Raw genomic sequence first — 20,427 nt, 5'->3', positions numbered from 1 at the left:
AAATATGTAATTTATACTTATTACTTTTATTTGATTAACACTTAACGTATGAAAAAAATATTATTAGCTTTAACGCTATCTTTTGGGTCTACTACAGCTTTTTCCCAAGAATCTTCAGAAATAAAAGTTGGAATTGGTGATGCGACTACATTTGAAGCACTTTTCGATTTAGAAAATATTGTTGTTGATATTTTTGATGCAATTTTTACAGGCAACACTCATCAGTCCCATCTCAGTATGGATTTTCCTTATTTATTTGTTGATTATCGCTTTCCTCTTTCTAATAAGGTAAAAATAGGTGCTCAGGTTGGATATTTTGGTTACAGTGGAACTACACAAACTTTTAATCGAGAGAATTTTTTAATTGATCAAAAAGATGTTAAAAATTCTATAGTTACTTTTATGCCTGGTTTAGATTATAGATATTTTGAAAGAAATAAATTTAAAATGTATGGTAATGTAATGTTAGGACTTGCTTTTATATCTACGAAGTATGATGGAGATAAAGAATCTGATACTAATTTTATTTATCAAATAAATCCCATAGGATTTTCTTATGGTGACAATACTTCAATTTTCGCTGAATTTGGTTTAGGAGTATCAATAGCCAATTTGGGAGTTAAATTTAAATTATAAAATAAAGAAGGATTGCAAATTGCAATCCTTCTTTATTTTATTTTCATACAAATGAACATCATTTTTGATTTTAAAATTTGTGTCTTATGTATTTTATTTATATAAACCAATTTTATCCAAATGTTCATATACTAAATGAGGTAACATTGGTTTTATATTTTTATTTTCTTTAATAGCCGAACGTATAAACGTCGAAGAAATTTCCATTAATGGAGCTTCAACAATTACTACATTTTCTAGATTTTCCTCTTGTACATAGCCTGGGCGAGGATATACATATATTGGATATTTAGATAAAATTAATTCACTATTTTTCCATTTAGGTAAACCTTCTAAATTATCAGATCCCATAATTAAACAAAATTGATGATTAGGATATTTTTCTTCTAAGTGTACTAATGTATCAATTGTAAAAGAAGGTTTTGGTAGTCTGAACTCTATATCAGAAGCTAAAAGATGTGGATAATCTCTAGTCGCAATTTCAACCATATCCAACCGATCAAATTCACTTGCTAATGAAGATTTCTTCTTAAACGGATTTTGTGGTGAAATAACAAACCAAACTTGATCTAAATCAGTAAAGTTTTGAAAATGATTAGCTATAATTAAGTGCCCAATATGAATGGGATTAAATGAGCCGAAGTATAAACCGATTTTCATGCTTATTAATTTTTACAAACTTATTAACTTTTGTGGATAAATATGTGGACAATCTACTTGAATGTAAAAAGACGTTCCTAAGAACGTCTTTTAAATATTTAAAATTTCTGTAATTCTTTATACAATTGATGGACTGGTAATCCCATTACGTTAAAATAACTTCCTTCTAAGCTTTCTACACCAATGTAACCAATCCATTCCTGAATTCCGTAAGCACCAGCTTTATCAAAAGGTTTGTATTGATCGATATAAAAATAAATTTCTTCATCGCTAAGTTCAGCAAATTTTACTTTAGTTTCTGCTGTAAAAGTAACTTCCTTTTCAGTAGACTTAAGAGTTACTGATGTATAAACAGAATGAGTAGTATTACTTAATGCTTTTATCATTCTGTAAGCATCTTCTCTATTTTCGGGCTTTTCTAACGATTCATTATTAGCCCATACGGTAGTATCAGATGTAATAATGATATCATTTGGCTTTAGATCTATATAAGCATTCGCTTTTTTTGCAGATAAATATTCTGTAATCTTATTTGCTTTGTAAAAATCTCGATCAAAAGATTCGTCAATATCCAAAGAAATGGTGGAAAATTCTATTTCCAATCCTGCTAATAATTCTCGTCTACGAGGTGATTGAGAAGCGAGTATTATATTTTTGTCTTTTAATTTTTCGGTAAGTAACATAGCTATACAGATGGAATATATTTAGCATCTTCAGTATACCATAATCTTTGTACTTTAAGTATTTGTTCTAATAAATCGCGAACACAACCTTTTCCACCATTTTCTGGAGAAATGTATTCTGCAGCTTTTCGAACGTCCATACAAGCATCGTTTGGACAAGTTGATAATCCCACCAAGCTCATCACAGCTAGATCTGGATAATCATCACCCATATAGGCTATTTCATCAGGATCTAAACCATAAGAAAAAAGTAAATCTTGGAAAGCATCCACCTTATCATTAGCTCCCATGTATATATCTACAATTCCTAAATTTTTTAAACGAGCTACAACTGCCTGATCCTTTCCTCCTGATATTACAGCTATTTTAATGCCTTTTTTTATAGCGAGTTGCATAGCATATCCATCACGAGTATTCATACTACGAACCATTTCTCCTGTTGGTAAAAGAATTAAATTTCCGTCTGTCAAAACTCCATCTACATCAAGAATAACAGTTTTTATGTTATTCAACTTTTCTTTATAGCTAATCATTATTCGTATTCTCTTTTTATTGAATCTGTTAAGATTTGGTAAATTTGCAATAATCTTGAATCTTTTTGTAGTAATTCTAAATGTCTGTTTATAATTACTTCATCACCTCTTCTTGCAGGACCAGTTTGTGCATCATATGGTTTCATTTCATCTACCTTTTCAGCTGTTTCCTTAATAATAGGTAATAAGACATCAAATGGTACATTATTTTTTTCGCAGAAATCCCCTGCAATTTTGTACATATGATTTACAAAATTACTTACCCATACACCACACATTTGTATTTCCATTCGGCTTGCAAAATCTAACTCAAAAACATCATTTGAAATTCGTAAAGCAACTTCTTTTAATTTTTGAGTGTCCTCCGCGTTTTCAGCTTCTATAAAAAATGGAATTTCGTCGTAACGTAATTTTTTAGTTTTTGTAAAAGTTTGTAATGGGTACAAAACTCCTTTGCGGTAATCTCCTTTTAGCACTGAAATTGGAGAAGATCCAGAGGTATGAACCACTAATACATCATCAAATGGAATATAATGTGAAAATTCTTCAATCCCACTATCTGCACAAGCAATAATATATAGATCCGCTTTTTCAATTTCAGAAATTTTATCAGTATATGAAATACGATTTGCCTCTCCAATTTCTTGTGCATGCGATAATGTTCGGTTAAATATCTGACGAACATTCATTGTATTTTCTATTAAAGCGCGAGTTAGGTGGAATGCAACGTTTCCGGCACCTAAAATAACTATTGAATTCAAGATCGTGTGTGTATTAATTTTTCAAGTTCCATAAAAGTAATCTATTTATGCGAGGTGATAAAAAAAATGAAATTTTTTTAAAATATTTTGTAACGTTTTTAAAATTTGTTCGTCTAATAAGTAAAATGAGAAAAACTAACGCATATGTAGTTTGTAAAACAAAGTACCTTGCTTTATTTATTAATTTGATAATCTATACACAATGAAGATAAAAAAATATACACTAAGTCTAGCATTTGCCTTATGTTCCATGTTTGCTTTTGCACAAGAAGGACAACATATAAAAGGGCATTTGGCTAATCAAAAAAATGAAAATCTAACTTATACTTCTGTTACGTTATATAAAGAAGATGGAAAAACATATGTAACAGATATTACTTCAGATGATGATGGTAACTTCAATTTTCAGAATGTTGAAGATGGAAAATATAAATTAATCATTACTGAATTTGGTTATGCACAACATGAACAATTAATTGAAGTAAATAATGGTGTTTTAGATTTAGGAAATATCCAATTAGTAGAAATTAAATCAGACGCTTCAATCGAGCTAAAAGGAGTTTACATTCGTAAAGAAACCTCACAATATCGTAATGAGATAGATAAGCGTGTAGTAGAAGTAGGTAGCGATTTGGTTTCTGCTGGTACCGATGCAGCATCTGTCCTTAATAATATTCCATCAGTAAATGTGGATCAACAATCTGGTGCGCTATCGTTACGAGGAAACGAAAATGTAAAAGTATATGTTGATGGAAAACCATCTTCACAGTCAGCAGCTCAATTATTAAAACAAATTCCTTCTAATCAAATTCAACGCATTGAGATTATAACCAATCCATCAGCGAAATACGAGGCAGATGGAAAATCGGGAATCATAAATATTATTTTAGTTAAAGGTCAAAAGAAAGGATATAATTTAGGATTAGTTACAGGATATGAACAAGGAAAAAGAGCACGTTTTAATTCTTCTGTAAATGCCAACGTAAATATTGGAGATTTTAACCTTTTCGGAAACGTAAATTATGCTGATCGTCCATCAAAACAAAATGGAATTGGAAAAAATTTTTCAGATAATATTGACCAATTATTTGATATCGAAAATAAAAAGAACAATAATTTATCGTACAAAGTAGGTTTTGACTGGTTTATAAATGACAAAAATGCATTAACTGTTTATACAAACCAATGGAACGGAAATAACACATCCGGAATTTATACGAATATCATAAAAGGAGACAAAAGTGATTTAAATAAAAATGATATTTTCTCAGATTCAAAAAGTTCTGATTATAGTTTAAATTATAAGCATGACTTCAATAAAGACGATCATAATATTGTATTAGATGCTTTTTATTCAACTAGCGATAGAGACGATTCAAGAGATTATACAAACACTTATCCAATCAATGAATTCTATCAAGAATTTAGAGATGATAATACAACGAATACACGTGTAAATCTAGATTATACGAATCAAATTGTTGATGCAGGGAAAATTGAAGCCGGAGTACAGTTTCGACGTGAAACGAATGATAATAATTTAGTTTCTACTGATATTGTAACTGAAGGTGCAAATTCATTCAATCCAAATGTAGATTTTGAATTTGAACGAAAATTCTATTCTGGATACGCAAATTATAAACAAAAATTTGACAAATTCGGTGCTCAAGTTGGTCTACGTGTTGAACGAGTAGAAGATGAGGGAAATTGGTTATTTGCTCCAAATAATAAAGGAAATTTAAAGAAAGATTACACAGATTTTTTCCCATCGGCTTTCTTAACGTATGATATAACAGAGAAAGATCAAATTTCTTTTAATTATAGTCGTAGAATAGATCGTCCCGGAATGTATCAATTAACGCCAATTCCACAATTTACAACTGCGCTAATGTCGAGTAAAGGAAATCCAGATTTAAATCCAGAATATACAAACTCAATTGAGCTAGGTTATTTAAAGCAATTGGAAAAAGGATCTATTTCAGGAAATTTATTTTATAGACATGTAACAGATAATATTGTACAAACATTTACAAAAGATCCAGATGTAGAGTCAGCATTTATTCAATTTAATATGAATTATGATAAAGTAAATAGTTTTGGTGCAGAAGCAAGTTGGAATTATAAGTTAACAAAATGGATGAGTGCTTACGTGGCTGGAGATTTTACTTCGTCAGAAATGCAAAGTGTAATTCCAGATGAAAACAATGAATTTGTATCGAGAAAAATAACAGCAAATACTTTGTCTCTTCGTATGAATAATACATATACAATCAATAAAAATTTTAGTGTACAACAGTTTATGTTTTACCGTGGAAAAACAAAATTTTTACAAGGAGAAATGTTAGATATGTGGAGCATGAATTTAGGAGTTAAATATTCATTCATGCAAGGAAAAGCTTCTTTAACAGCTCGTGTTAATGATATATTTAATACGATGAAAGCTCGTGTTAATATGGATAATCCATATGAAGGTTTTGCAAGATTCAAATGGGAATCTAGAACTTTTTATCTAGGATTTAATTATAATTTTGGAGGAAAAGTAAGATCTCGTGCTGAGGTTCAACAAAACAAAACAGAGCAAAATGGTGGTGGAATTACCATTTAAAAAATTATAAAATCATTTTTTTAAAAGCAAAAAAAGGAATCAATACAATTGATTCCTTTTTTTTATCGTTAAGTTTTTTAAATTTTTAAACAGTCTTTTTTCCAAAAAAACGATTCAATATTACAGATATTGCACCATCTCCAGTTACATTTCCAGCAGTACCAAAACTATCCATTGCAATATATAATGCAATCATTAAGGCTTGATTCTCAGGAGAAAATCCTAACATAGATGCAATAATACCAATAGCAGCCATAATAGCTCCTCCAGGAACACCAGGTGCAGCTACCATTGCAACGCCTAGCATCATCATAAATCCTAAAAATTGAACAAAATTAACAGGCATTCCCTGAATCATCATTAGTGCAATACAACACATTACAATCTTTATCATAGATCCAGATAAATGAATTGTAGCGCATAACGGTACAGAGAAATTTGCAATATCTTCATCTACGCCAATTTTCTTTACTTGTGCTAATGTTACAGGAATTGTTGCAGCAGAAGATTGCGTCCCCAAAGCTGTGAAATAAGCGGGTAACATTAATTTTATCATTTTTAAAGGGTTTTTCTTAGCAATTGTTCCCGCTATAATAAATTGAATAGATAATAGAGCAACATGTAAAACGAAAATAATTCCTATAATTTTAAGAAAGACATTTAAAATAACCATTACTTGGCCTGAATAAGTCATATTCATGAAAATTCCGAAAATGAAAAGAGGAAGCAAGGGTATAATTACAGATTGAATTAAATAGGTAATGATTTCTTCAAAATTCTCTGCAAATTTACCAAAGGTTGAATTCTTTAATTTTGATAAACCAATTCCAAATAAGAACGAAAAAATTAATGCAGGCATTACATCAAAAAATGGCGCAAATTCAATTTCAAAATAAGGTTTTAAATCGTTAGAATTTTCTGCTAAACTGATTTGTCCAGTTTGACTTTCTAATAATGTAGGAAAAATTGTTACAGCAGATGTATAACCTAATAATCCTGCAAAAATAGTAGATCCATATGCAATTAATACAGTGGCTAAAAGTAGTTTTCCAGCGGTCTGACCTAATTTTCCGATGGATGGAACGATTAATCCGACAATAATTAACGGAATTAAAAAGTTTAATAATTCACTAAACAGTTTATTGAAAGTAATAAAAATACGACCAATAGACTCAGGAATAAAGCTACCTAAGGCAATACCAAATACAATAGCTAAAATAACTTTAACAAGTAAGTTGTTTTTTAGTTTGTTCATGTGCGAATTTATTAATTTTTTGAATAAAAAAAGCGATCATAGAAAATCTTGATCGCTTTAATAAATATTATTAAGTTAATTATTTTTTTGGTAGTCGGATTAATCGCGCAGAATCATTAGCAAAAGCTTTTGAGTTTCCAACTTTTTTATAAGCAAATTTATATGCTAATCCAGTATTTTCAGCAGAAGTATTATTTAAGAAATCTCCTTTAGAATTCATTCTCTCCACAATATCAAATACAGTATCATATCCTAATTGTTCATAGCGAGAAGGAATATTACAATACACATCTTTAAAATCTTTTAGGATACTTATAGTTTCTTCACTTCTTGTATTCATAATATGACCTGTGCTGTATACAAAACCAAATTCGCGTAATGCATCTATATTTTTTGAATTATTTGCATCATAAATATCATACACATCTACAGATTTGATACCAAAGGCTTTAATATAATCTTTATTAAAAGTTTTTAAACGCTCTAAATATTGTTTTCCAAGTGCATCATTATCTCCAACCATTACAGTAATTATAGGAGTGAAGTAATCTACATTTCCAACTTTGTCATTAGGTTGTACAATTTTATTAGCTTCATTTACAATTACAACATTAGCTTTTAATACTTTTTCTAAACTTTTCTTTGTGTAGTTTGCTAATTCTTGATGCTGAGAGTCTGTTAACAAATAGATTTGCTCACCTTGATATGATTTTTGTACTTCCTCAATAATTTGATCTGCTAATACTTCTTCTCTTGGAGTTGAAATAAATAGATTTTCATAATTATTTAAATCATTAGAGTTAGCGTATGGAGAAACAATTCCAATACCAGATCCTTTCAAGAAATCTGCAACTTCTACAACAGCACCAGGTTTTAAAGGACCAATAACTGCATCTGCTTTAGATAAATCTGTAGTAGATAAAATACCTTGAATGTTACTTTCTTCTTTGGTATCTATAACTTTTACATTTACATTTTTACCAGCTTTAGTTAACCTATTTAATGCAACTTTTGCACCTGTAAAAAATTGCATTGCTTGATTATTCTTTAAAGTTGAAGGATTATCAGCATTAAAAGGTAACATTAAAACGATATTAATTTCGTTATCATTTACTCTTTTTATTTTTCCTGGTTCGGCATACTTTACAATTGTTGCATTTTTTTGTAAAGGCAATTTTAAAACCATTCCAGATTTTAATCCATCAATAGCTTCTGGATTTAAAGCCAATAATTCGTCCAATGTTGTTTCATAACGTTGGATAATATTATATGCTGTATCACCAGATTGAACAGTATAATTAATTGTATTATTCTCTATAATGGCACGTCCAGATTTTTTTGGGATAGAGATAACTAAACCTTCTTTTAATCCTTGCGTTTGTAAAAGTGGATTCTCAGCATAAAAATCATCTACTGAGACATTATACTTTTTTGATAAACTATATAAAGTATCACCTTTAGTAACCATATGACTTCCTTTCGGAACATTTACGGTAGGTTGTGTAGGTGTAGAAATATTTTTAGCATTAGGAATTCTAATAATATCTCCAACCTTTAATCCATTCTCTAATTGTTTAGGATTTAAAGATTTTAATAAAGCCTCAGAAACATTATATTGTTTCGTGATTCGAAATAAACTCTCTTTAGGCTGAATAGTTAGATAAATAAAGTTTTCATCCTCAAAGACATCAGGTGTATTTGTTGTAGGAATTTCAACTTTATCTTCAACAACTTTTATATTGTCTGTAGGAATAACAATTTTATCACCAATTTGTAATCCATTCTTTTCAATAGAAGGATTGGCTTTATACAATTGATCTTGTGTAACACCATACTTTTTAGAGATTCCATAAACCGTTTCTTTAGCCTCAACAGTGTGAGTTTTTTGTTGTGCAAATAAAGCAGTAGAAGCTATAAAAAGAAATAATGAGACTATTTTTTTCATGTAAATGAATTTTCGGTATAAATATACGAATAACTTTAGTTAAATATCTTCGGGTAATGTATTTATGATAAAGTTGAATTCGAATGGCTTAATGTTTAAATATATTGATTCAGTAAACTTTTTTAAATTCACAAATTCAAAATCAGAAAAATGACGCTTACGTTCTTGTAAACCTTTATCTTGTGTTAAATCAGCTAACAAATCTTCAATTCGTAGATGCAAATCTTCACGTTTTTTGATTTCAGCTTTTACTAATCTTTTTTCTAATTTTTCAAAACCTTTCAATTGTTTCGTTCGTTGTGCCTGTACCATATTGGCAAAAGTATGATCCGTTGAAGTTGAAATTTCTTCTAATTGAAAGAATAAATCTTCTAAAGATTTTTTTAAAAAAGGTAATTTATCCACTAATTCTGAATTTTCTTCCACTTCTTTTTTAACAATATTTCGGCTCGAAGTAAACAAATCTGTATCATTCAAATTTAAAGCCAATTGTTTCTTCATTTGTTTATTTGTTCGGATCAACATTGAATTTCTTAAAACTAATAAAGGAAAATCTACTTTATACGCTTCAAACATCGTTTTTAACTCTAACCAATAAGCTAATTCTCCACCACCACCTATATAGGCTACGTTAGGCAAAATTGTTTCTTGGTATAATGGTCTTAAGATAACATTTGGACTAAATTTTTCTGGATGTTTATGAAGTTCAGAAATAATTTCATTTGTAGTGAATGACAATTCAGTATTTAATACATAATATTTATCATTTTCAAACACTATTCGTTCTCTTGATAAAGGATGAGCTATATAAAATAAATTTATTTCTCTTGGATTTACTTGTATATTATAATGTAATTCTTTTAATTTCTCACTTTGATCCAAAACTTTATGAAAAGATGAATTTTCTTTTATCTCTTGTTCAAAAATAGGAATCATCAATGATTTTAAGACTTTATCATCACCATCAATCATTAATAGACCATAGTCTCCGAAAAGCAGTTGTACTAATTTTCTTGTCGCTTGAGTTAATGTATTAGAAGATAAATAAGATTCTTCAATCAATCTTTTTAGTTCATCTTTTTTTAATCCGTTAGGAATTAAACTTAGGTAGATAGCAAAAACCTCATCCAATCCTTCTGTAGATAATTGGCCAACAGGTCCACCGTGCTCTTTTTCCCAATGTATAACTCTATCTTGAAAATTGTAATGATTAATTTCTTCAAAGTCATGATCTTCCGTTGCCATCCAAAAAACAGGTACAAAATTGATATCGTCGTTCGATTTATTAAGTTCCTTACATTGTTTGATGACTTGCAAAATTTTATAAAAAAAGAAAATTGGACCCGTAAATAAATTTAATTGATGACCAGTTGTTATAGTTACGGTATTTTCTAATTGTAATAATTCAAGATTCTTTTTTTGCTTTTTAGTTAAATTTAAATCATGCAATTGATGATTTAACTGTTCAACTAAAATTGCTCTATGAGGATATGATTTTAATTTTTCTTTGGCTTGTTCCCTATAGGATTCAAAGTAAGGAAAACGATTGTAGAATGGGTTTAATTCTTCCTTTTGCGCTATGTAATTTAACATTAAAGAAGAAAAATAATTAGAATCTTGTAAACTGATTGTTTTCGTTTCCATTAATTTTTATTTAAAGTTTGGTACACATCAAGTGCACGATCCGTTGCAAATATATCAACTCCTTGTTTTTCTAACTCTTGATAAATGATATTTCCTTTAGCTTTAGCACTTTTGTCAATATTTCCTAAAGTACCAAAAATCACCATTATATTTTTTGAATGAATTTTATCATATAAAGAACTTGGAGAACGTTTTGTTCCTGTAAAGGCAATTATCTTATCAGTAGGAATTTTACTTTTCATTACATCTTCAAATTCTCTTTCATTCCTCATTGCGACAGATAATAACATTTCTGGTGCTAAACTATGCAGTTTCTTTGCTTGTTGAGTAGAATAAGAAACTAAGACAACATTATTTTCCATTTTATACTTTCTTATTTCATCAATAATTTTCTGATAAGAAACATCTTTTTTTATATCAATCATAAAATAGATTGGTTTCTCCTTTCCCCATTGTAAAGCTTCAGTAAAAGTTGGAATTCTATACGACGTTGAATTCCCAAAATCATCTACCAAAAAGTATTCCTTAAGTTGAGAAAGAGGAATCTGATTGACGTCTTGTCGACCTGTAGAAGTGCGTTGTAAACTATTGTCATGCATCAAAACTAGATTCTGATCTTTTGTTAATGCAACATCAATTTCAAAAATTTGTATACCTTTCTCATATAAATACTGAAAAGTTTCTATACAATTTTCAGGATAATTTTCTATTCCACTTCCTCCGCGATGAGCACTTACTAAATTTTTAGTTTTATGCGCATATTTAAATGAAATTTCATTTTGGTTTGATACTTGCGTTAATTGATCAACTTTATGTGATGGATTACAATTCCAAAATAAAAAAGTAGAAAAAATTAAAACATATAAAGAGTTAAATTTTAATTTGTTGATATACATATTTTTTTGAAGATAATAATTTATACTATATCTTTAATAAAGTGTAAATTTAAAATGAAAAAATCAACTTAAACAATTAATAAAATGGGATTAAGACGTTTAATTAAAAAGGCGCTAAAGAGAGCGGACGAAATTACTGATAGAGAAGGTGATCGATTAGAAATTGTGACAGAAAAATTGTCAAAAACTGGACATGTGATTGCAGATGATGCAAAATATTTTGCCAAAAAGACTTATCATAATCTAAAGGATGTGGCAGGTGATATTACTGAAGTTTCTAAAGATGCAACTAGAGGAATAAGAGATAAGGCAAAAGATGACTTTAACGATGTGAAAGAAATCGCAGAGAAGCGTATGCACGAAACGCGTGATATTATTCAAGAAAAGCTAGTTTCTTCAAAAAAGGAGGTCGAAAATATAGTGGAAGATGTAAAAGATGAAACTTCTGACATTGAGCGAAATATAAAGGATGGATTTAATAATCCAATTTAAATTAGAAACTGTTTAAATAATTTTTATTTAAACAGTTTTTTGCATTATGGAGTAATTTTTGCTGTTTTATTTCTAGATTTATAGAATGAAAAATGGAAAGTGATGAAACAGAAAGAGTATATTGAAATTGATAATAAACCTACTTTTTCTAAAAATATGATAATTCTTTTATTATCTATTGCTTTACTTGGTACAGTTGGTTACAACTTATATATGAAGCAGCAGCATAATAAAATTCTTGGAATAGATAATGCAACTATTAATGATTTAGAAAGATCGAGAGAAATATTAAAACAAGAATTAAGAATTACTCGTTCTGATTATGATACAGCAAAAACTCAAATTTTAGATAAAGATGTTGATTTGCAAGAAAAAGATCGTAAGATTTTTGAAAAGCAAAAAAAGATTCAAAATATATTAAATCAACAAACAATTTCTAAAGAAGATTTATCTACTGCAAAACGATTAATTGTCTCATTAAAAACTGAGTTAGGTGAATACAAACGACAAATTGAAGTTTTAAAAATTCAAAATGCTAAGTTAAAAAATGAAAACACACAGCTTGCAGAAGTAAATCAAGAAGTAACAGATAAAAATATATCTATTTCAAAAAATCTTGAAATAGCGCATACTGAAAATGAAGCGCAGAAGGCTAATGTAAATGCTACTTTAGCAATTTCTAATTATAACTTATCAGGAGTTAAAGTGCGTAATTCTGGTAAAGAAGTTGAAACTGATAAAGCTAGTAGAATTAATAAATTAAGGGTTTCCTTTGATGTAGATTCTAATGCTAATAGTATTGCTGAAAAGAAAGAATTGTTCGTAGCGATATATAAACCAGATGGTACATTAGGGAAATTTGAAGGAGCAAATCCAGGAAAAATTCCATTAAGATCAGGTGCTAATGTTGAGTTTTCTGATCGTGTAAGTTTTGATTACGATCCAAAATCAGGTAATAAAATCTCTTTTGATTGGAAAGATTATAATTTTCCTAAAGGAGAGTATAAAATTGATATTTATCAAAATGGATTTAAAATTGCCCAGAATAAAATATTGCTTAAATAAATATTAAGATTTTAATAAATGTGGAAAAAAGGCTATTCGGATTGAATAGCCTTTTTTTATTAACAGTATTTCTCGCCCTTACTTAGGCGTAGATTACTTACATAACTTCTAATTTCCTTAACGTTATCCTTCGGACAAATAAGTAATCCATTTACAGAATCAATTACTACAAAATCTTTTAAACCATTTACTATAATAGCTTTTTCTTGAGTAGTATGTATAAATGTATTTGTTGTGTTATAGCCTACAAAATATTTACATTTAATATTATTTCCATCTTCATCTGTTGGTGTATGATCATGTATAGATTTCCATGTACCCATGTCATTCCAACCAATTTCAGAAGGGATAACATATACATTTTTAGCTTTTTCTAGAATTGCATTATTTATTGAAATTACATCTAAAGTTGTATAAATAGGTTTTAAAACTTGAGGATTTCGTAATGGCTGTTCAAAATATTTTTTTAATGTATCAATCATAGAAGGTCGGTAACTTTCAAAGGCTTCTAAGATTGCTTTTGTAGACCAGATTAATATTCCGGTATTCCAAAAAAAATCTCCACTTTGGATAAATGTCTTAGCAAAATCTTCATCAGGTTTATCTACAAAAGTTTTTACTTTCTTTATGGGTGATTCATTTTCAATGATTTGAACGTAGCTTAAATTTGTATCGGGTCTATTAGGCTCTACACCAATGGAAATTAAATGGTCACTATCAGCATAATCAAAAGCAAGATTAATACAATCTATAAAATTGTGTACATCATAAATGAGATGATCTGACGGAGCTACAATTAATTTAGCCAAAGGATTTAATTGATGAATATGCATTGCAGCTAATAAATTACAAGCTGCTGTATTCATAATTCGAGGTTCTAATATAATTTTAGAATCTATAATAGTTGGAATTTGTTCCTTCACAAGATGAATATATTCTTCTGTAGTAATAATAAATATATTTTCAGCAGGAACAACTTTTTTTAATCTATTATAGGTAATTTGTATTAAAGTTTTTCCAATCCCTAATACATCAAGAAATTGTTTAGGTTTTTTCACCGTACTCATCGGCCATAATCTAACGCCAGTTCCACTAGCTAAGATTACTGCATAATTATTTTGTTGAGTCATAGTAGTTAGAGTATTTCAACTAATGCAGTTGCATTTATTAAGTATTTTTTATTTGTAGTCACCTCACAACAAACATACCTTAATTTTATTTTATTCCCTTTTATAAAATATTTATTTCCTAAAAGAAACTTAGTTCCTATTTTAATATCTTCTAAATAATTTTGATGGTCTTTGGAATCATTGATCAAATATTTTGCAATATTAATATCTGCACCTACTGATGCTTTGGGAGATTGTGCATGTTTAATTACATAATTTTGCAAATTCTCTGAATATAAATGTACCGATTCTAATAATAAATTACCGAAAATTATTTTCCATTCTTTTCCATGAGGAGCTACTTTTCCATACTCATAGTTCGCATATACCATCATATGAGCAATCTCATGCGTTAATACAAAAAAGAATGCTTCTGGATTTAAATCTCCATTAATTGTAATTTGGTGTCGACTTTGTGGAGTAATTTTGCGATAATCTCCAAGTTTTGAGTGTCGACTTTGTGTTATTTTTAATGTTAAACGATATGATTGTATCCATTTTTCTACGAAAATTGTTGAATTTTCAGGCAAATAGGGTTTTAATTGTTCTAAATTCACATTGTGCAATATAAATAAAAACCAATATCAATAAAAACCTTAATTTTGTGCTAATGAAAATATTTGAAAATATAGGTTCATACTTCATGCTTTTGTCAAAAGTGTTTAGTAAACCACAGAAACTAAAAGTTTTTTGGAAATTAACAATTAGAGAAGTCTGGGATTTGGGAATGAACTCTATCGGAATCATGACATTTATTTCAATATTCATGGGAGCGGTAGTAGCCATTCAAATGGCGCAGAATTTTCAAGGAGCAGATATACCAGTACCTGATTACTATATCGGATACGCAACCAAAGTTGTATTAGTTCTAGAATTTGCACCCACAATTATGTCACTTATACTTGTTGGTAAAGTAGGGTCTTACATTGCCTCGAGTATCGGAACAATGCGAGTAACGGAGCAAATAGATGCATTAGATGTGATGGGAATTAATTCCCCAAATTTTTTAATCTTACCTAAAGTAATAGCATGTGTTTTATTTAATCCAATACTTGTAATGCTTAGTATAGGTTTTGGACTATTGGGAGGTCACTTAATAGGAATTAGTACAAAGCTATGGTCTGAGGCAGATTTTATCATTGGTCTACAAATGCATATGGCTACCAAACTATACGTCTATACTTTTATTAAGACAATGGTTTTTGGATTCATTATCGCAACTATACCTGCATACTATGGTTATAATGTAAAAGGTGGATCTTTGGAAGTTGGTAGATCTTCAACTACAGCTGTAGTTTGGACATCTGTAACTATAATTGTAATTAATTTAATTTTAACTCAAACTATTTTAAGCTAATGATTGAGGTAAAGGAAATCCGAAAATCTTTTGGAGATATTGATGTATTAAAAGGTTTTACATTAAAATTCGAAAAAGGAAATGTTAACTTAATTATCGGACAATCAGGTTCTGGTAAGACAGTTTTTTTAAAAAATCTGATTGGATTATTTTCTCCCACTTCTGGTAAAATTTTATACGAGGGTGAAGATATGGAGAGTTATGATTACAATGAGAAACAACGCCTAAGAAGCGAAATTGGAGTTGTATTTCAGGGAAGCGCCCTTTACGATACAATGAATATATTAGATAATGTTAAATTTCCTTTGGAAATGTTTTCTAATATGTCCACTTCAGAAATTGATCAGCGCGCGAGAGAAGTTTTGGATCGTGTTGAAATAGCACGTACAGCGCTTAAAAAATTTCCTTCAGAAATATCTGGTGGTATGCAAAAAAGGGTAGCTATTGCTCGAGCAATTGTAAATAAACCAAAATACTTATTTGCTGATGAGCCCAATTCAGGTTTAGATCCTAAAACTGCATTGGTAATTGATCAGTTAATATATGATATAACCAAAGAACTTAATACAACTACTATTATTAATACACATGATATGAACTCTGTAATGGAAATTGGAGATCATATTGTGTTTTTAAAAAACGGATTTCTTGAATGGGAAGGAACTAAAGATGAAATTTTAGTTGCTGATAATCCAGCAGTTATTGATTTTGTATATTCATCCAATCTATTTAAAAAACTAAGAGAAGCTTTACTAAAAGAAAAATAAAAAAAAGGATATTTATGAAAAAATTATTATTTGCCGCGCTAATTACTGTATCATCTTTTGTTTCAGCTCAAGGGATTGACTTTGGAGTAAAAGGTGGTGTCGTGTTCAATAGTAGCCAAGGATTGTGGGAAGGATTAGGAACTGTAAAAGACGGTAAAGGTTCTACAGGATTTCAAGTTGGTGCTGTTTTAAGAGCAAGATTAGCAGGTCTATATATACAACCAGAATTATTATATACCCAAACTACTAATGAATATGATAATTACAAAGTAAAATCTAAAAGCATGGACATTCCTGTGGGAATTGGAAAAAGATTTTTAGGAATCGCTCATGTCCAAGTAGGTCCAACTTTTTCATATTATTTTGATGATAAGTTAAATGTAGGCGAATTTGCAAATGCAACACAAGATCAATTTGGAGTTAGTTTCCATGTAGGAGCTGGAGTACAAATTTCAAAATTATTATTTGATTTAAGATATCAAAGAGGTTTTTCAAAATTAAGTTCTGAATTTGTAAAAGGAACAAGTAATTTTCAAACAGAAAATAGACCACAACATATTAATTTATCTGTAACATATTTATTCTAACAAATAGTTTCAAAATAAATTTATTGGATATATTTGTCCCATAATGTATTTTTGCAATCTCGAAATTTAACACAATGGCAAAAAATAATAAGAAAGAAGAATTTGCAACTGAGCAATTTGTAAATAAATTGGATAAAACCGCATTCGACGTAGAAACTTTTGTTGAAAATAATGCAAAGGTTATCGTTGGTATTTTGGTTGCTTTAATCGTTGCTGCTTTAGGATATTTTGCATATTCTAAATTTGTTGTAGAGCCAAAAAGTGATGAAGCTTTACAAAACATGGTACAAGCAGAACGTTTATTTGATCAAGATTCTATTAGTCAAGCTCTTAAAGGTAGTGCAGGAGCTTACCAAGGTTTACAAGCAATAGTGGACGAATATGGCAATACAGAAGCTGGAAATTTAGCTCGTTTCAAAGCTGCTAGTTCTTACTATAAACTAGGTGATTATGCATCTGCAGTAAAATTGTTAGAAGAATTTTCTACAAACGATGAGGTAATGCTAGCTCAGAAATATGGAATGTTAGGAAACGCTTTAACACAATCTAATAAGATTGAAGAAGCCTTACCATATTTTGTAAAAGCGGCAGAGGCTACAGAAGTAGAAGCTTTAGAGGTTACATATTACACAAAAGCAGGTGAAATTGCGATGAGTGTTGGTAAAAACGATGAAGCTTTAAAATATTTTGAAAAAGTAGCAGATAAATATCCAGGATCTAATAATGGAACTGCTGAGAAATTTGTTGAAAGATTAAAATATTCAGTTGGGGCTAATTAATCCAATTGATTTTTAAATAATAAAAAAAGAAAATCGAATCCAATGGGTTCGATTTTTTTATTTCCTCTACTATTTTGTATTTTTACCACTAGCAAAACAGAAAAATGGCAACAGAAAATAAAAATTTATCGCAATATAATAAAACTGAATTACCGAATGTTTCAGGTAAAAAATTTGCAATCATCACATCAGAGTGGAATAATCATATTACATTCAACTTACGTGATGGGGCTAAAGATACATTGATTGATTTAGGAGCTAATCCTGAGGATGTTTTATTATACCAAGTACCAGGAAGTTTTGAGTTAGTTTATGGTGCTGATAAAGTAGCAAAGGCTAAACCAGAATTAGATGGAATTATTGTAGTAGGATGCGTAATTCGTGGAGCAACTGCTCATTTCGATTATGTTTGTGAGGGAGTAACACAAGGTATTAAAGATTTAAATATTAAACATAAAATGCCAATTATTTTCTGTGTCTTAACGGACGAAAATGAACAACAATCTATTGATCGTTCAGGAGGAAAACATGGAAATAAAGGAGTAGAAGCTGGTGTTGCAGCTGTTATGATGACGGGCTTCAATGATCTGTTAAAATAATAAATATAAGATAATAAAAATCGGGTAGGAAACTATCCGATTTTTTTATGCTTAATAACATCTTTTGAAACTCAAAAAATCACTTTCTCTTTTTTACCTTTGAATATAAATTTTTTATAATGCCAATTGCACCAAATTTTAAATCAAAACACTATAAAGAGTGGAATGTTTACTTTCCTCAATGTTATCCAAATGCTTTTTTAAAGTTACAAGAGATGACAAATTTCTTTCAAATAACAGCTTCAGAGCACGCAATTTTGGGCGGAGTAGGATTTAATGATTTACAAGCATATAACCAGTCTTGGGTATTAAATCGTATGCGAATTGAAATTGATGAAATGCCTGGGTGGATGAATCAAATTGAAGTTAATACGTGGGTGGAAGAGTTAAAAGGAGCTAAATCTACACGAGATTTTACGATAGAACGCAATGGTAAAAAGCTTGTAGGAGTATCAAGTCTATGGGCAATTTTTAATACAGAGCGACGCCGTCCAGATGTTTTAACAATTAATACAGATCATATCGAGCGTTTTCCAGATTTAAATGCTACTGAAATACCCCATCAAAAAATAGATCTTACAAAAGAATCTAATGAATTTTACTCTTATAAAGTTCAGTTTTCAGATATAGATATTGTAAATCATGTAAATAATACGAAATATTTAGAATGGTGTCTAAATTATATTGATCCTCAGATTGTCTTGGAAAATAAAATTAAAGCAATTGATCTAAACTTTATGCGTGAATTAAGCCTCGGAAATGAAATAATCATCGGAAAAGTGGAGTATGAAAAATATATTCTTTTTAAAGTAAAAAAAGAGGATACAATTTGTTTCGCTTGCCAATTAGAATTAAGATAATAAAAAAGCCTTCAAAATTTTGAAGGCTTTTATGCAGTTATTTTATTTTTTCTTTAAGATAAATTTTTCGGCGTTTGCACCTTCAATTTTATTCTGTTCTTTGTCTAATTGATAGATTTTTCCTTCAGCGATAAAAAATGCATTAGGAACATTTGAAATTTGATCTAATACAATTGTATTACCGTCTTGTTCAAAATGATAAGTTCCTGTAGTCATCAATGCTTCTTTATCAATATCAATTCGTTTTGTAGAATACACAAAGATATTATCAGGCATTAATTTTAGCGATAATTCTATTTCTTTACAATTAGTATCTATACAAGGTAAAATACCTTCATAACTCCCAATATAATCAATAGAATTTTCGGCATTTGATGCTGTAGAAATAGAATCTTCTAGCTGAATAGTATCATTTGTATTTATAGTATCTACAGTCTCAGTTTCATTCTTACAACTTGACACAAATAATAATCCAGTAGCCACTAAACAGGCAATTACAAATCTTTTCATAGCAGTAAATTTATGTTAATAAATATACGAAAGATATTTTTAGGGCATAAAAAAAATCCTTTCAAAAAAATTGAAAGGATTAATATATAGAAATTAATTTCTTAATTAGAAAATTTCTTTAGCAGCAAAATGGAAAGCAGCTTCAATAGCAGCATTTTCATCAGAATCAGATCCGTGAACAGCATTAGCATCAATAGATTCAGCATATTTAGCACGAATTGTTCCTTCAGCAGCTTCAGCAGGATTAGTAGCACCGATTAAAGTACGGAAATCTGCAACAGCATTATCTTTTTCTAAAACTGCAGCAACGATTGGTCCTGAAGTCATGAATTCAACTAAATCTTTGAAGAATGGACGCTCGCTGTGTACAGCATAAAAAGCCTCTGCATCTTGTTTAGCTAATTGAGTCATTTTTGCAGCTTTAATTTTGAAACCTGCGTCTGTAATATCTTTTAAGATATCTCCGATGTGTCCTTTTGCTACTGCATCAGGCTTGATCATTGTAAATGTAATGTTTGCCATTTTATTTATTGTATTATTTATTACTTAATATGAGATTGCAAAATTACAAAAATCATTTGAAGGTATAATTACTTGTTTAAAAAAAAATGATTAATTGATAAC

The 20,427-nt window shown here is 29.4% G+C and carries 22 protein-coding genes; 10 read left to right on the top strand and 12 right to left on the bottom strand.

From position 1 onward, the window contains the following. Nucleotides 1-48 precede the first annotated feature (48 nt). Nucleotides 49-636, top strand: a complete 588-nt coding sequence (locus tag IM532_RS09085) for a hypothetical protein (protein ID WP_194183136.1) — start codon at nucleotides 49-51, stop codon at nucleotides 634-636. Between the two features lie 93 nt (nucleotides 637-729). Here IM532_RS09085 and nadD read toward each other — a convergent pair whose 3' ends face one another. From nadD to IM532_RS09065, 4 genes are all read right to left on the bottom strand, one after another. Then, nucleotides 730-1,296 carry a nicotinate (nicotinamide) nucleotide adenylyltransferase gene (gene nadD / locus IM532_RS09080; RefSeq protein ID WP_194183135.1) on the bottom strand — a complete coding sequence of 189 codons (567 nt, stop codon included), beginning with the start codon at nucleotides 1,294-1,296 and terminating at the stop codon, nucleotides 730-732. A gap of 98 nt (nucleotides 1,297-1,394) precedes the next feature. Further along, nucleotides 1,395-1,979 carry a Maf family nucleotide pyrophosphatase gene (locus tag IM532_RS09075; protein ID WP_194183134.1) on the bottom strand — a complete coding sequence of 195 codons (585 nt, stop codon included), beginning with the start codon at nucleotides 1,977-1,979 and terminating at the stop codon, nucleotides 1,395-1,397. A gap of 2 nt (nucleotides 1,980-1,981) precedes the next feature. Then, nucleotides 1,982-2,512, bottom strand: a complete 531-nt coding sequence (locus IM532_RS09070) for a KdsC family phosphatase (RefSeq protein ID WP_194183133.1) — start codon at nucleotides 2,510-2,512, stop codon at nucleotides 1,982-1,984. Continuing rightward, on the bottom strand, nucleotides 2,512-3,273 hold the full coding sequence (locus tag IM532_RS09065; protein ID WP_194183132.1) for a Rossmann-like and DUF2520 domain-containing protein: 762 nt from the start codon (nucleotides 3,271-3,273) through the stop codon (nucleotides 2,512-2,514). Before IM532_RS09065 ends, IM532_RS09070 begins: the two co-directional genes overlap by 1 nt. Nucleotides 3,274-3,475: 202 nt before the next feature. On the opposite strand from IM532_RS09065, the gene IM532_RS09060 reads away from it, so the two are divergent. After that, complete coding sequence (locus tag IM532_RS09060) at nucleotides 3,476-5,878, top strand: TonB-dependent receptor family protein (RefSeq protein WP_194183131.1); 2,403 nt, start codon at nucleotides 3,476-3,478, stop codon at nucleotides 5,876-5,878. A gap of 85 nt (nucleotides 5,879-5,963) precedes the next feature. On the opposite strand, the gene IM532_RS09055 is transcribed toward IM532_RS09060, so the two are convergent. The 4 genes from IM532_RS09055 to IM532_RS09040 form a co-directional block, all read right to left on the bottom strand. Then, on the bottom strand, nucleotides 5,964-7,133 hold the full coding sequence (locus tag IM532_RS09055; protein ID WP_194183130.1) for a dicarboxylate/amino acid:cation symporter: 1,170 nt from the start codon (nucleotides 7,131-7,133) through the stop codon (nucleotides 5,964-5,966). Between the two features lie 79 nt (nucleotides 7,134-7,212). Next, nucleotides 7,213-9,078 (bottom strand): LysM peptidoglycan-binding domain-containing protein, encoded by a 1,866-nt coding sequence (locus IM532_RS09050; RefSeq protein WP_194183129.1) that lies wholly within the window; start codon nucleotides 9,076-9,078, stop codon nucleotides 7,213-7,215. Between the two features lie 39 nt (nucleotides 9,079-9,117). Further along, the gene (gene bshC / locus IM532_RS09045) at nucleotides 9,118-10,722 is read right to left on the bottom strand and encodes a bacillithiol biosynthesis cysteine-adding enzyme BshC (RefSeq protein WP_194183128.1); all 1,605 of its coding nucleotides are present in this window, start codon (nucleotides 10,720-10,722) and stop codon (nucleotides 9,118-9,120) included. Further along, a complete protein-coding gene (locus IM532_RS09040; RefSeq protein ID WP_194183127.1) occupies nucleotides 10,722-11,618 on the bottom strand; it encodes a glycerophosphodiester phosphodiesterase family protein in 897 nt (298 codons plus the stop codon). Before IM532_RS09040 ends, bshC begins: the two co-directional genes overlap by 1 nt. Nucleotides 11,619-11,702: 84 nt before the next feature. On the opposite strand from IM532_RS09040, the gene IM532_RS09035 reads away from it, so the two are divergent. After that, nucleotides 11,703-12,110, top strand: coding sequence for a hypothetical protein (locus tag IM532_RS09035; protein WP_194183126.1), 408 nt, complete (start codon nucleotides 11,703-11,705; stop codon nucleotides 12,108-12,110). 102 nt (nucleotides 12,111-12,212) lie between these two features. Beyond that, nucleotides 12,213-13,175: a coiled-coil domain-containing protein gene (locus tag IM532_RS09030; RefSeq protein WP_194183125.1), complete on the top strand. Its 963-nt coding sequence runs from the start codon at nucleotides 12,213-12,215 to the stop codon at nucleotides 13,173-13,175. Nucleotides 13,176-13,234: 59 nt separating this feature from the next. Here IM532_RS09030 and IM532_RS09025 read toward each other — a convergent pair whose 3' ends face one another. After that, nucleotides 13,235-14,305 carry a mannose-1-phosphate guanylyltransferase gene (locus IM532_RS09025; RefSeq protein ID WP_194183124.1) on the bottom strand — a complete coding sequence of 357 codons (1,071 nt, stop codon included), beginning with the start codon at nucleotides 14,303-14,305 and terminating at the stop codon, nucleotides 13,235-13,237. 5 nt (nucleotides 14,306-14,310) lie between these two features. After that, on the bottom strand, nucleotides 14,311-14,901 hold the full coding sequence (locus IM532_RS09020; protein ID WP_194183123.1) for a SprT-like domain-containing protein: 591 nt from the start codon (nucleotides 14,899-14,901) through the stop codon (nucleotides 14,311-14,313). 53 nt (nucleotides 14,902-14,954) lie between these two features. Here IM532_RS09020 and IM532_RS09015 point away from each other — a divergent pair, with 53 nt between their 5' ends. The 6 genes from IM532_RS09015 to IM532_RS08990 all read left to right on the top strand — a co-directional run bounded on the left by IM532_RS09015 (nucleotide 14,955) and on the right by IM532_RS08990 (nucleotide 19,293). Further along, entirely contained in the window at nucleotides 14,955-15,701 is a 747-nt protein-coding gene (locus IM532_RS09015; RefSeq protein ID WP_194183122.1) for an MlaE family ABC transporter permease, read from the top strand. Continuing rightward, nucleotides 15,701-16,468, top strand: a complete 768-nt coding sequence (locus IM532_RS09010; protein ID WP_194183121.1) for an ABC transporter ATP-binding protein — start codon at nucleotides 15,701-15,703, stop codon at nucleotides 16,466-16,468. Before IM532_RS09015 ends, IM532_RS09010 begins: the two co-directional genes overlap by 1 nt. Before the next feature lie 14 nt (nucleotides 16,469-16,482). After that, on the top strand, nucleotides 16,483-17,055 hold the full coding sequence (locus IM532_RS09005) for an outer membrane beta-barrel protein (protein WP_194183120.1): 573 nt from the start codon (nucleotides 16,483-16,485) through the stop codon (nucleotides 17,053-17,055). Nucleotides 17,056-17,129: 74 nt separating this feature from the next. Beyond that, complete coding sequence (locus tag IM532_RS09000) at nucleotides 17,130-17,834, top strand: tetratricopeptide repeat protein (RefSeq protein ID WP_194183119.1); 705 nt, start codon at nucleotides 17,130-17,132, stop codon at nucleotides 17,832-17,834. A gap of 104 nt (nucleotides 17,835-17,938) precedes the next feature. Next, the gene (gene ribH / locus IM532_RS08995) at nucleotides 17,939-18,433 is read left to right on the top strand and encodes a 6,7-dimethyl-8-ribityllumazine synthase (RefSeq protein WP_194183118.1); all 495 of its coding nucleotides are present in this window, start codon (nucleotides 17,939-17,941) and stop codon (nucleotides 18,431-18,433) included. A gap of 119 nt (nucleotides 18,434-18,552) precedes the next feature. After that, nucleotides 18,553-19,293 carry an acyl-[acyl-carrier-protein] thioesterase gene (locus tag IM532_RS08990; protein ID WP_194183117.1) on the top strand — a complete coding sequence of 247 codons (741 nt, stop codon included), beginning with the start codon at nucleotides 18,553-18,555 and terminating at the stop codon, nucleotides 19,291-19,293. Nucleotides 19,294-19,335: 42 nt separating this feature from the next. On the opposite strand, the gene IM532_RS08985 is transcribed toward IM532_RS08990, so the two are convergent. Together IM532_RS08985 and IM532_RS08980 are read right to left on the bottom strand one after the other, a co-directional pair. Next, nucleotides 19,336-19,803, bottom strand: coding sequence for a copper resistance protein NlpE (locus tag IM532_RS08985; protein WP_194183116.1), 468 nt, complete (start codon nucleotides 19,801-19,803; stop codon nucleotides 19,336-19,338). A 105-nt stretch (nucleotides 19,804-19,908) separates the two neighbouring features. Continuing rightward, nucleotides 19,909-20,325, bottom strand: coding sequence for a nucleoside-diphosphate kinase (locus IM532_RS08980; RefSeq protein WP_194183115.1), 417 nt, complete (start codon nucleotides 20,323-20,325; stop codon nucleotides 19,909-19,911). Between the last annotated feature and the right edge of the window lie 102 nt (nucleotides 20,326-20,427).

This window comes from Faecalibacter rhinopitheci (genome assembly GCF_015234135.1).
GTDB lineage: Bacteria > Bacteroidota > Bacteroidia > Flavobacteriales > Weeksellaceae > Empedobacter > Empedobacter rhinopitheci.
This window is presented reverse-complemented; position numbering and strand designations above follow the sequence as displayed.

Bases quoted from the DNA above. Each gene is read 5' to 3' on its own strand.
- IM532_RS08990 (WP_194183117.1), top strand. From the start codon at position 18,553: ATGCCAATTGCACCAAATTTTAAATCAAAACACTATAAAGAGTGGAAT.
- IM532_RS08980 (WP_194183115.1), bottom strand. From the start codon at position 20,325: ATGGCAAACATTACATTTACAATGATCAAGCCTGATGCAGTAGCAAAA.
- IM532_RS09075 (WP_194183134.1), bottom strand. From the start codon at position 1,979: ATGTTACTTACCGAAAAATTAAAAGACAAAAATATAATACTCGCTTCT.
- IM532_RS09070 (WP_194183133.1), bottom strand. From the start codon at position 2,512: ATGATTAGCTATAAAGAAAAGTTGAATAACATAAAAACTGTTATTCTT.
- IM532_RS09025 (WP_194183124.1), bottom strand. From the start codon at position 14,305: ATGACTCAACAAAATAATTATGCAGTAATCTTAGCTAGTGGAACTGGC.
- IM532_RS09035 (WP_194183126.1), top strand. From the start codon at position 11,703: ATGGGATTAAGACGTTTAATTAAAAAGGCGCTAAAGAGAGCGGACGAA.
- IM532_RS09040 (WP_194183127.1), bottom strand. From the start codon at position 11,618: ATGTATATCAACAAATTAAAATTTAACTCTTTATATGTTTTAATTTTT.
- IM532_RS09055 (WP_194183130.1), bottom strand. From the start codon at position 7,133: ATGAACAAACTAAAAAACAACTTACTTGTTAAAGTTATTTTAGCTATT.
- IM532_RS09060 (WP_194183131.1), top strand. From the start codon at position 3,476: ATGAAGATAAAAAAATATACACTAAGTCTAGCATTTGCCTTATGTTCC.
- bshC (WP_194183128.1), bottom strand. From the start codon at position 10,722: ATGGAAACGAAAACAATCAGTTTACAAGATTCTAATTATTTTTCTTCT.
- IM532_RS09010 (WP_194183121.1), top strand. From the start codon at position 15,701: ATGATTGAGGTAAAGGAAATCCGAAAATCTTTTGGAGATATTGATGTA.
- IM532_RS09015 (WP_194183122.1), top strand. From the start codon at position 14,955: ATGAAAATATTTGAAAATATAGGTTCATACTTCATGCTTTTGTCAAAA.
- IM532_RS09050 (WP_194183129.1), bottom strand. From the start codon at position 9,078: ATGAAAAAAATAGTCTCATTATTTCTTTTTATAGCTTCTACTGCTTTA.
- IM532_RS09005 (WP_194183120.1), top strand. From the start codon at position 16,483: ATGAAAAAATTATTATTTGCCGCGCTAATTACTGTATCATCTTTTGTT.
- nadD (WP_194183135.1), bottom strand. From the start codon at position 1,296: ATGAAAATCGGTTTATACTTCGGCTCATTTAATCCCATTCATATTGGG.
- IM532_RS08985 (WP_194183116.1), bottom strand. From the start codon at position 19,803: ATGAAAAGATTTGTAATTGCCTGTTTAGTGGCTACTGGATTATTATTT.
- ribH (WP_194183118.1), top strand. From the start codon at position 17,939: ATGGCAACAGAAAATAAAAATTTATCGCAATATAATAAAACTGAATTA.
- IM532_RS09000 (WP_194183119.1), top strand. From the start codon at position 17,130: ATGGCAAAAAATAATAAGAAAGAAGAATTTGCAACTGAGCAATTTGTA.
- IM532_RS09030 (WP_194183125.1), top strand. From the start codon at position 12,213: ATGAAACAGAAAGAGTATATTGAAATTGATAATAAACCTACTTTTTCT.
- IM532_RS09085 (WP_194183136.1), top strand. From the start codon at position 49: ATGAAAAAAATATTATTAGCTTTAACGCTATCTTTTGGGTCTACTACA.